This window comes from Amycolatopsis thailandensis, from assembly GCF_042723255.1.
Classification (GTDB): Bacteria; Actinomycetota; Actinomycetes; order Mycobacteriales; family Pseudonocardiaceae; genus Amycolatopsis; species Amycolatopsis thailandensis.
Map to the genome: position 1 here is coordinate 1 of NZ_JBHXJK010000039.1, position 9,771 is coordinate 9,771.

Below are 9,771 nucleotides of genomic sequence, written 5' to 3' on the forward strand. Positions count from 1 at the left end.
ACACAAATGCGACATTGGGAACCCCGCCGCCACCACCCCAGCGGAACCGCCAGCCTCGTACCTGCCGCCCCGAACGTCAGGCCGGTACGTCCCGAGCGCCACGTTCGAGACGGTGAGCGTCCCAAGCGTGGCGCTCGGGACAGGCTCACCCGCCTCAGGAGGTCTTGGATTTGCGGTTCAGGAACGCCGACGCCCCGACACCGTGCGCGGCGACGCTCGCCAGCACGGTCACCGCCATGACGCTCAACGCGACGTCCGCCGCGTCGCCGTCGAGCGAGTTGTAGGCCAGCAAACCGAACACGATCGACGCCGCGCCGCGCGGCGCCAGCAGGCCGATGGTCATCCGGTCCCGCCACCGGAAGTCCGTGCGCAGCAAGGTGAGCAGCACCGGGATCAGCCGGGCGACGGTCAGCGCGACGACGCTGACGATCACCACGCCCCAGGTGAGGCCGAAGGACAGCACCAGCACCGCGGTGCTGCCGAAGACGAACCACATCAGCAGGCCGCACAGCGAACTGACGTCCTCGGCGAGCCCGAGTTCGTCTTCGCCGGGGTGCCGGGCGGTCTTGTAGGCGATGCCGCAGATGAACGCGGCGACGAAACCGTTGCCACCGATCGCGACGGCGGCGGTGTAGGTCAGCAGCGGCAAAGCGACGGCCGCGACCCGCGCGGAGTGCCGTGTCGACCAGCCGTGTTTGGCCGTCACGTTCATCGCCACGGCGGCCACCGCGCCGATGACGGAGCCCGCCAGCACGGCCAGCAACGCCGCCGGGATCGCGGCCTGGAGCGCCTCGCCCGGTGTGTTCGCCTGATGATTGCTCCCCGCGAGGGTGAGCGCGAAGATGAACACCGGGGCGACGACGCCGTCGTTGTACCCGCTTTCGACGTTCAGCAGGTGCCGCACGCGTTCGGGCACCCGGACGTCGTGCACCACCGAGGTCGCCGGCGCGAAGTCCGTCGGCGCGATGATGCAGGCGATCAGCAGGATCACCGTCCAGCCGAGGCCCGGCAGCACCAGCAGGCCGACGCCCATGACGATCAGGATCGTCAGCGGCAGCGCGATCAGCAGCAGCCGCACCGCGGTCTTGGCGTCATGACCGAGATAGCCGCCCTTGACCGCGGTGGCGTCGACGAACAGCAGCAGCGCGAGGATCAGTTCCGCCGCGTTGAGCGCGATCTCGGTGTTGAGCCCGTTGCCGAGATCGTTGCGGGTGCTGAACCCGATCGCCAGCCCCGCCGCGACCATCGCCATCGGCGCGGTGATCTGCCACCGTTCCAGCCGTGCCGCCGTCATCGTCCAAGCCAGCACGACGACAGCGCCGACGAGCACGCTCTGGATCATCTACCCCGCCCCTCGTTCCCGGTGGACTCCCCTGCCACCGGGAACGAGCATAGAGGCCGTCCACAAAGGAACGCCGGTCACACCACCGCGCCGTTGTCGTCGCGCTTCTGTGTCCGCGACGCCTCGCGGGCAGGACGCCCGGCCCCCGGCCACCGCCTGTCGAGCAGGATCGCGACCGGCCCCGCGGTGGCCACAGTGGACACTGTGCCCGCGACAAGCCCCAGCAGGAGCGCGAGGGCGAAGTCGGCCAGCGAACCGTCCCCGAGGAACAGCAGCGCCCCGAGCACGAACAGCACGCCGATTCCGGTGTTGATCGTCCGGGGCAGCGTCTGCAGCACGGCCGTGCCGACGACACGGGCGAACGGTTCCTTGCGCCGCTGGCCCCGCACTTCCCGCACCCGGTCGAAGACCACCACCGAGTCGTTGACCGAGTAGCCGATCACCGTCAGCAGCGCGGCGAGGAAGACGCCGTCCATGGACTTGCCCAGCCAGGCGAAGATCCCGAGGATGATCAGCACGTCCTGGGCGAGCGCGGCCACCGTGGCCAGCCCGAGCCGCCAGTCGAACCGCACCGCCAGGTAGATCAGCTGCGCCAGCACCGCGAGACACAGCGCGATCACCGCCTTGGTGCGCAGTTCGGCGCCGAGGCTCGGGCCGATCTGCTCGTCGCGGATCTCGGTCGCGTCGCCGGTGACTCCGGCGACCGCCGTCCGGATCCGCTCGGTGGCGTCCTCGTCGATGGGCTCGGTACGGACCGCGATGTCCTTGTCACCGGACATCTGCACGACGGCGCGGGGGAAGCCGGCGTCGGAGACCGCGTCACGGACCTGCTCGACGTCGGCGGGCGACGAAGTGCTGTACTCGATCACCCTGCCGCCGGTGAACTCGACGCCGAGGTTCGGCCCCGCCACGAACAGTCCCGCGATCGCGGCGATGACGACGGCGCCCGCGACCATCAGCCAGCGTTTCGGCTTGCCGAGGAACTCCGGATCACGCCGGTTCACCCATTGGCGGACTTTGCCCTCGTGGGTGAGCCCGGACAGCCGCGGTTTGCGCGCGACGAAGCCCCGCATGGTGAGGTGCAGCAGCAAGCGCGTGAGCACGAGCGAGATGAACAGGGCGACGACGACACCGATCGACAGCGTCACCCCGAATCCGCGCACCGGGCCGGACGCCAGCCAGAACAGCAGCCCCGCCGCTAGCAGGGTGGTCACGTTCGAATCGACGATCGCCGACAACGCGCCGCTGAACCCGCGGCTGACCGAGCGCGGCAGCGAACCACCGCGTTTGACCGAGTGTTCCTCTCTCGCCCGTTCGAAGACGAGCACGGTGGCGTCGACGGCCATGCCGATGGCCAGGACGAACCCGGCCAGTCCCGGCAAGGTGAGTGTCGCGCCGACGGCGAGCAGGGCGGCGTAGGACACGGCGGCATAGGCCACCAGCGTGCCCACGGCGACCAGTCCGGCCAGGCGGTACACCGCGAGCAGGAACAGCGCGGTCAGCGCCAGGCCGATCACGGCGGCGCGGGCACTGGCGTCGATCGCGGCGGCACCGAGCGTGGGACCGACGGTCCGCTGTTCGATGATCTCGACCGGCGTCGGCAGCGCGCCGGCGTTGATCAGCAACGCCAGGTCCTTCGCCTCGGCCGGGGAGAACTGCCCGGTGATCTGCGTGCTCCCGCCGACGATCCCGACCCCGCAGGCGACCTGCGGGCTCACCTGGGGTGACGAGATCACCTTGTCGTCGAGCGCGATCGCGACCCGGCGGGCCGGGTCACCGGGCGGCGAGCAGGCCGCCTGCCCGGTCAGTCTTTCCCAGGCACGACCGGAGTCCCCTTTGAAGTCGACGGAAACGAGCCAGCCGCCGCCACCTTGCGAATCGATCGACGAACGTGCCTCGTCGACGCCTTCGCCGGTCAGCGCGGCTGGCCCCAGCGTGATCGGCTGCCCGCTCTCGTCGGGCAGGACGCGGGTGTCCGGCTTTTCGCCGGGGACGGACCCGACACCCACCACCGGATGGAAGGACAGCTGCGCGGTCCGGCCGATCACTTCGACGGCCTCGCGCGGATCCCGCACGCCGGGCAGTTCGACGATGATCCGGTTGTCCCCGGAGCGGGCCAGCATGGGCTCCGCGACGCCCAGCGCGTCGACCCGGCGGCGCAGCACCTCGAGTGTCCGGTCGGTGGTCTCCGCGTCGGCGGTGACGGTGGGCGAATCCTTGGTCTCCAGCACGATCTGCGTGCCACCACGCAGATCGAGCCCCAGGCGCGGGGCGGTGGTCAGCAACAGATACACGGTCGCGGCGAGGATGACCAGCGAGACGACGGCTCGCCCGGTCATGCCCCGCCGCGCGGTTTCGCGCGGCAAGAAGGTTTCTCCTCGATGAATTCACCCGCGCACGGCAGCGAAAGGCAGGCACGCGGATTCCCGGTCCGGGCACGCGGAAGACGTGCCCGGGAGCTTCAGACGGCTACCGGGGAAGGAGGAGCGCGATCACCCAGCGCCAGGCGGTTCGCCGTGAGCCGGGGAGGAGTGACGTCGTCGTGGAGCTCGCTGAGGCGCAGCAGGGTCGTGGACGCGGGCCCGTGCGGGACGGTCCCGAAGAGAGGCAGGTCACCGTGACCGTGCACACCCAGCAGCGAGGGTTCGGCGGCGAGCCTGCCCATGGCGCGCACCGGCGCGACGGCCTTGGAGACCGAGGAGTCGACCGTCGCGTTCGCCCCGCGTGACTCGTCCGCCGAGGCGGAATCACCCGAGTGCAGCGCGAGGAACAGGCCGAGCGCGGTCAGCACGGCGGCGAGCAGGACGAGCACGGCCTGCCTCGCAGACCGGTACCTCCGGCTCTCCACCATCGACACACTCCCGGGTTCTCGCCGACACCCTACTTGGCTCCGGCCTCCCGCCACAGGCGCGTGATCCCCGCGCGGACGCGGTCCTCCCCCAGTTCCGGCAGCAAAGCGGTCACGTGTTCGGCCGCCAGCGGCGCGAGCAGGGCGTGCGCGGCGTGCTCGGGATCGGGGACACCGTCGAGCAGGATCGCCACGTGCCGGTGCCAGAACCGGTAGGCCCCGATGCGGTAGCGCGCGCCCGGCGCGGCGGTCTCCGACATGCGCACCAGCGGCAGATGCTTGAGGACGTAGTCGAGGTACTCGTCGGCAAAAGCCACGAGCCGTTCGACCGGCGGCGCGCCGGGGCCCAGCGGCGGCGGGCCGTGCAGGATCCCTTCCTGGAGCACGCGTTCCCGGGCGTCCAGCAGCGCCGCGGCCAGCCCCGCCTTGTCACCGAAGCGGCGGAACAGCGTCCCCTTCCCCACGCCCGCGGCCGCCGCGACCTGGTCCATCGACACCGCTTCGACGCCGTGCTCGGCGAACAGCGACGCGGCCGCGTCCAGGATGGCGGCCCGGTTGCGGGCGGCGTCGGCGCGCTCTTTGGGCGGCGGCGTACGCAGCGGTTCCAGCGACGTTGCGAAAGCGGACTGCGGTCCGTTATGGTCGTGAGGCACATGCGGACTATAGTCCGATTAACTGGAGGTAGCGACATGACCGCACTCATCACCCGTGACGAGCTGAAGGCCGCGATCGACGCGAAGACCGTGACGGTGGTCGACGCGCTGGGTGGCGAGTACCACGCCGAGCGGCATCTGCCCGGCGCCGTTCCCCTGGTCCTCGCCGACGTCGACGCGCACGCCGCGACCGTGCTCCCCGATCGCGGCGCCGCCATCGTCACCTACTGCTCGAACCCCGCGTGTCCCAACAGCGGGCAGGTCGCCGACCGGCTCACCGCCCTCGGCTACACCGACGTCCGCAAGTACCGGGAGGGCATCGAAGACTGGGCCGGCGCGGGCCTGCCCCTCGAACGGGGCTGAGTCTCAGTCCCGCGAGGGGACGCGCTCTCGCAGGATCGAAACCCCGTCGCCGTCGAGTTCGGCCAGGTAGGCCGCCCGTCCGGTCATGGCCATGATCAGTGCCACGGTCGTGCCCGAGACGAGCGGCCCGGACCCGACGGTGAAGGGACCGTCGGTCGCTTCCAGCCGCAACCCGCCGATACGCCCTTTCGCCTCCACCACCATGTCCGAGCCCTGGTAGTACTCGGCCAGCGCGGTGAGCACGGGGATCGGGTGGTCGCGGCGGATGCCGAGCGGACGGCGGATGTCCTCGCCGTGCACGATCGTTTCACCGAGCATCGCCAGCTTCGGCAGGGGTGGTTTCGTCGTGCTGGTGACGACGCCACGGAATCGCTCCAGCGTCTCGGCGCCATCCTCACCCAGCTGCTCGGCCAGCCGCATGGCGACCTGTTCGTCGAAGTCCCACCCGCAGCGGATCACCCCCGCCATCCACCTCAGCGGCGTCAGGGTCGCGGCCGAGGTGAGATGCGCGAGCACCTCGCGCACCGTCAGCCCGGCGCACAGCGACGGCGTCGCCCACCGCTCTTCGGTCAATCCCGCGAGATCGTTCGCCAGCGCCTCCCGCTCGGTGTGGATCAGCGGCCAGACGTCGGTCTTCGTTCCTGCACCAGTCATCCGGAGTCCCTTTCAGTCATCGTCCGTCGAAGGGGAGACTCCCGCCGGAGCGCGGAATCATCGGCCTTCATACTTTGGTGGTGAATTCCTTGCGTCGAGAAAACGGGGACCGATGATCCAGCGCTGGAGTCCGGAGACCGTGGCGGCCCCGATCGGCCCGTACAGCCATCTGGTCCGTGTTCCCGCCGACCACGAACTCGTCGTCGTGTCCGGTCAGATCGGCGTACTGCCCGACGGAGAGCTGGCAGGCCCCGACGCCGGGTCTCAGACCCGCGCGTTGCTCGCCAACCTCGAACGGCTGCTCGAAGCCGCGGGCGCCGGCCCGGAGCACCTGGTCAAGATCTTCAGCATGCTGTCCGGCACCGAGCACCTCGACGGCTTCCGCACGGCGATGCGCGAGACCTTCACCCGCTGGTACCCGGAAGCCGGCTGGCCCGCCCAGTCGCTGATCGTCGTGGCGGCGCTGGCGCGACCGGAACTCGTCGTCGAGGTCGAAGCGCTGGTCGCGGTGCCCCGGCGCTGAGCCGGGCCGGGGGCACCGCGTCAGGTCAGGACTCCCGGCGCCTCCTCCCGGCGAGGAGCAGCAGGGCACCGATGGCCAGCATGCCCAGCGCCAGGATCGACATGGTCTTCACCGGCGAACCGGTGACGGCCAGGCCCGGCGGGCGCGGGGTGGGCGGCGGCTGCGGGTTCGGCTTGTCCGGCGGCTGCGGTGTCGGCGGCACCCGGGTGTCGGTCCCGCAGTCGGGGTTGTCCGAACCCGGCGGGCAGTTGCCGCCCGGGGTGTCGGACGTGACCACGTTGCGCAGGCGGTGGTCACCGGTCGCCGGCTTCCGCACGGTGACGGCGTAGGTGACGGTGGCCTTCTCCCCCGGCTTCAGTTCGCCCTTCCAGGTGAACTTCGGCGCGGAATAGGTGACCGTTCCCGTACTGGCCTTCGCGGTGCCGTCGAAGGTGGCGTCGTCCAGCACCTGGCTCAGGTCGTCGGTGAACGTCGCGTCGTCCACCGCGGCCTGCCCGGTGTTCTCCACCGTGACGGTGTACGTGACGACCTCGCCCGGCTTGGCCTCCGTCCTGTCGGCCGTCTTCTTGATCTTCAGGCTGGACAACGGCGTCGTCGTTCCGCACTTCGGATCCTTGCTGCCCGGCGGGCAGTTTCCACCCGGGGTGTCGGTGGTGATCACGTTGGTGAGCTTGCCGTCGCCATCGGTCTTGGTCACCTTGACGCTGTAGGTGACCGTCGCCGTCTGCCCGATTTCCAGATCACCGGTCCAGGTCAGCTTCGGTTCCTCGTAGGTCACCGAACCGGTCGTCGCCGCGCCGTCCTTCTGGAACACGGCGTCGTCGAGGACCTCGGTCAGGTCGTCGGTGAACGTCGCGCCGGCGAGCTTCGTCTTGCCGGTGTTGCGGACCGTCACCGTGTACTTGACGACGTCGCCCGGGTTCGCCGTGGCCTTGTCCGCCTTCTTCTCCAGCGAGATGCCGGGCACCGGGGTGACGGTCGAGCACGCCGGATCGCCGGACTGCGGCGGGCAGGTGCCCGGGGTGTTGGTGCTGACGGTGTTCCGCAGTTCGTTGTCGCCCGTGACGGGGTTCTTCACCTTCACCGAGTACTTCAGCGTGGTCGACGCCCCCACCGGGAGATCGCCGGTCCACACCAGGTTCGGCGCGGTGAAGGCGAACGTCCCGGCGACCGGCGCCGACACGGCGTCACCGGCGTAGTCGGCGTCGTCCAGCACCTCGGACAGGTCGTCCGTGACCCGGGCGGCGTCCTCGCCGACCAGGTCGACCTTGCCGGTGTTGGTGACGGTCACGGTGTAGGTGACGACGTCGCCCGGGTTCGCGGTCTGCTTGTCCGACGTCTTCTTGACCGTCAGCTCGCGGGACGGCACGTCGGCCACGCAGTTCGGGTCGGTCGAACCGGGCGGGCAGTTGTTGCCCGGTGTTTCCGAGGTGACCACATTGGACAGTTTCTTGTCGCCGGTGTCCGGGTTCTTGATCTTCACCGTGTAAGTGATGGTCGAGGTCTGCCCGATGCCGAGGTCACCGGTCCACGTCAGTTTCGGCGCCGTGTACGAGACGCCGCCGATGGTCGCCGCGCCGTCGTTCTGGTAATCGGCGTCGTCCAGGACCTCGGTCATGTCGTCGACGAAGGTCGCACCGCCCTGTTCGGTCTGCCCGGTGTTGGTGACGGTGATCGTGTACTTCACCGTGTCGCCGGGATCGACCGACTTCTTGTCGGCGGTCTTCTTGATGAGCAGACCGGAGACCGGCGTGGTGGTGCCGCACTTCGGATCCGTCGAACCCGGCGGGCAGTTGCCGCCGGGAGTCTCCGACGTCACCACGTTGACCATCTTGTCGTCGCCGGTGTTCGGGTTCTTCACCTTGACCGTGTAGGTCACCGTGGCCGTCGCGCCCACGTCGAGGTCACCGGTCCACGTCAGCTCGGGTTCTGCGTAGGACACCGCGCCGAGGGTCGCCGCGCCGTCGTTCTGGTAGTCGGCGTCGTCCAGGACCTGGGTCAGGTCGTCGGTGAAGGTCGCACCGGCGATCTTCGTCTGCCCGGTGTTGGTCACGACGACCGTGTACTTCACGACGTCACCAGGATTGGCCGACTTCTTGTCGACGGCCTTCTCGATCTTCAGGCCTGACACCGGGGTTTCGGTGCCACAAGCGGGATCCGTGGATCCCGGCGGGCAGTTGCCGCCCGGCGTCCCGGACGTCACCACGTTCTTCAGCCGGTTGTCGCCGGTGTTCGGGTTCTTGACCTTGACGGTGTAGGTCACCGTGGTCTTGTCACCGACACCGAGGTCACCGGTCCACGTCAGCTTCGGCGCCGCGTAGGACACCGTGCCGATCGTCGCCGCGCCGTCGTTCTGATAGTCGGCGTCATCCAGGACCTGAGTGAGATCGTCGGTGAAGGTCGCACCGGCGATCTTCGTCTGCCCGGTGTTGGTCACGACGACCGTGTACTTCACGACGTCGCCCGGGTTCGCCGACTTCTTGTCGACGGACTTCTCGATCTTCAACCCGGACACCGGTGTCGTGGTGCCGCACTTCGGATCCGTCGAACCCGGAGGACAGTTGCCGCCCGGCGTTTCGGAGGTGATCGTGTTGATGAGCTTGTTGTCACCGGCGGTGGGGTTCTTGACCTTGACCGTGTAGGTCACCGTGGACACCGCGCCCACGTCGAGATCACCGGTCCAGGTCAGCTTCGGCGCCGCGTAGGACACCGTGCCGATCGTCGCCGCACCATCACTCTGGTAGTCCGCGTCATCCAGGACCTGCGTCAGATCGTCCGTGAAGGTCGCCCCGGTCAACTTGGTCTGGCCGGTGTTCGTGACCGTGACGGTGTACTTCACGACGTCACCCGGGTTCGCCGACGCTTTGTCGACGGCCTTTTCGATCTTGAACCCGGATACCGGCGTCGTCGTGCCGCACTTCGGATCCGTCGAACCCGGCGGACAGTTCCCACCCGGAATCTCCGACGTGACCACATTGGACAGCTTGTTGTCACCGGTGTTCGGGCTCTTCACCTTCACCGTATAGGTCACCGTAGAAGTCGACCCGACTTCGAGATCGCCGGTCCAGGTCAGCTTCGGTGAAGCGAACACGACCGCACCGATCGTCGCGGCTCCATCATTCTGATAGTCCGCGTCGTCGAGAACCTGCGTCAGGTCATCGGTGAACGTGGCACCCACCAACTTGGTCTGGCCGATGTTCGTGACCGTGACGGTGTACTTCACGACGTCACCCGGGTTCGCCGACGCTTTGTCGACGGCCTTCTCGATCTTGAACCCGGACACCGGCGTCATCGTGCCGCACTTCGGATCCGTCGAACCCGGCGGACAGTTCCCACCCGGAATCTCCGACGTCACCACATTGGACAACTTGTTGTCACCAGTGTTCGG

Annotated in this window: 8 protein-coding genes; 2 read left to right on the top strand and 6 right to left on the bottom strand. The window is 68.9% G+C overall.

All coding sequences use genetic code 11. From position 1 onward, the window contains the following. Positions 1–154 precede the first annotated feature (154 nt). The 4 genes from ACFWMR_RS17595 to ACFWMR_RS17610 all read right to left on the bottom strand — a co-directional run bounded on the left by ACFWMR_RS17595 (position 155) and on the right by ACFWMR_RS17610 (position 4,798). Positions 155–1,342: a cation:proton antiporter gene (locus ACFWMR_RS17595; RefSeq protein WP_093937177.1), complete on the bottom strand. Its 1,188-nt coding sequence runs from the start codon at positions 1,340–1,342 to the stop codon at positions 155–157. Between the two features lie 77 nt (positions 1,343–1,419). After that, entirely contained in the window at positions 1,420–3,708 is a 2,289-nt protein-coding gene (gene secD / locus ACFWMR_RS17600; protein WP_378379091.1) for a protein translocase subunit SecD, read from the bottom strand. A 95-nt stretch (positions 3,709–3,803) separates the two neighbouring features. Further along, entirely contained in the window at positions 3,804–4,193 is a 390-nt protein-coding gene (locus ACFWMR_RS17605) for a hypothetical protein (protein ID WP_244199876.1), read from the bottom strand. 29 nt (positions 4,194–4,222) lie between these two features. Further along, on the bottom strand, positions 4,223–4,798 hold the full coding sequence (locus ACFWMR_RS17610; RefSeq protein ID WP_378379133.1) for a TetR/AcrR family transcriptional regulator: 576 nt from the start codon (positions 4,796–4,798) through the stop codon (positions 4,223–4,225). Between the two features lie 81 nt (positions 4,799–4,879). Between ACFWMR_RS17610 and ACFWMR_RS17615 the strand changes: the two genes are divergently transcribed. Further along, positions 4,880–5,206 (top strand): rhodanese-like domain-containing protein, encoded by a 327-nt coding sequence (locus tag ACFWMR_RS17615; RefSeq protein WP_093937174.1) that lies wholly within the window; start codon positions 4,880–4,882, stop codon positions 5,204–5,206. A 3-nt stretch (positions 5,207–5,209) separates the two neighbouring features. Here ACFWMR_RS17615 and ACFWMR_RS17620 read toward each other — a convergent pair whose 3' ends face one another. Then, complete coding sequence (locus tag ACFWMR_RS17620) at positions 5,210–5,860, bottom strand: maleylpyruvate isomerase family mycothiol-dependent enzyme (RefSeq protein WP_378277573.1); 651 nt, start codon at positions 5,858–5,860, stop codon at positions 5,210–5,212. Between the two features lie 112 nt (positions 5,861–5,972). Here ACFWMR_RS17620 and ACFWMR_RS17625 point away from each other — a divergent pair, with 112 nt between their 5' ends. Next, positions 5,973–6,383 carry a RidA family protein gene (locus ACFWMR_RS17625; protein WP_378379092.1) on the top strand — a complete coding sequence of 137 codons (411 nt, stop codon included), beginning with the start codon at positions 5,973–5,975 and terminating at the stop codon, positions 6,381–6,383. 25 nt (positions 6,384–6,408) lie between these two features. On the opposite strand, the gene ACFWMR_RS17630 is transcribed toward ACFWMR_RS17625, so the two are convergent. Then, positions 6,409–9,666: a DUF7927 domain-containing protein gene (locus ACFWMR_RS17630; RefSeq protein WP_378379093.1), complete on the bottom strand. Its 3,258-nt coding sequence runs from the start codon at positions 9,664–9,666 to the stop codon at positions 6,409–6,411. Positions 9,667–9,771: the final 105 nt, after the last annotated feature.

Excerpts from the sequence above, each read along its gene's own strand:
- ACFWMR_RS17620 (WP_378277573.1), bottom strand. The coding sequence starts at position 5,860 with ATGACTGGTGCAGGAACGAAGACCGACGTCTGGCCGCTGATCCACACC.
- ACFWMR_RS17625 (WP_378379092.1), top strand. The coding sequence starts at position 5,973 with ATGATCCAGCGCTGGAGTCCGGAGACCGTGGCGGCCCCGATCGGCCCG.
- ACFWMR_RS17605 (WP_244199876.1), bottom strand. The coding sequence starts at position 4,193 with ATGGTGGAGAGCCGGAGGTACCGGTCTGCGAGGCAGGCCGTGCTCGTC.
- ACFWMR_RS17595 (WP_093937177.1), bottom strand. The coding sequence starts at position 1,342 with ATGATCCAGAGCGTGCTCGTCGGCGCTGTCGTCGTGCTGGCTTGGACG.
- ACFWMR_RS17615 (WP_093937174.1), top strand. The coding sequence starts at position 4,880 with ATGACCGCACTCATCACCCGTGACGAGCTGAAGGCCGCGATCGACGCG.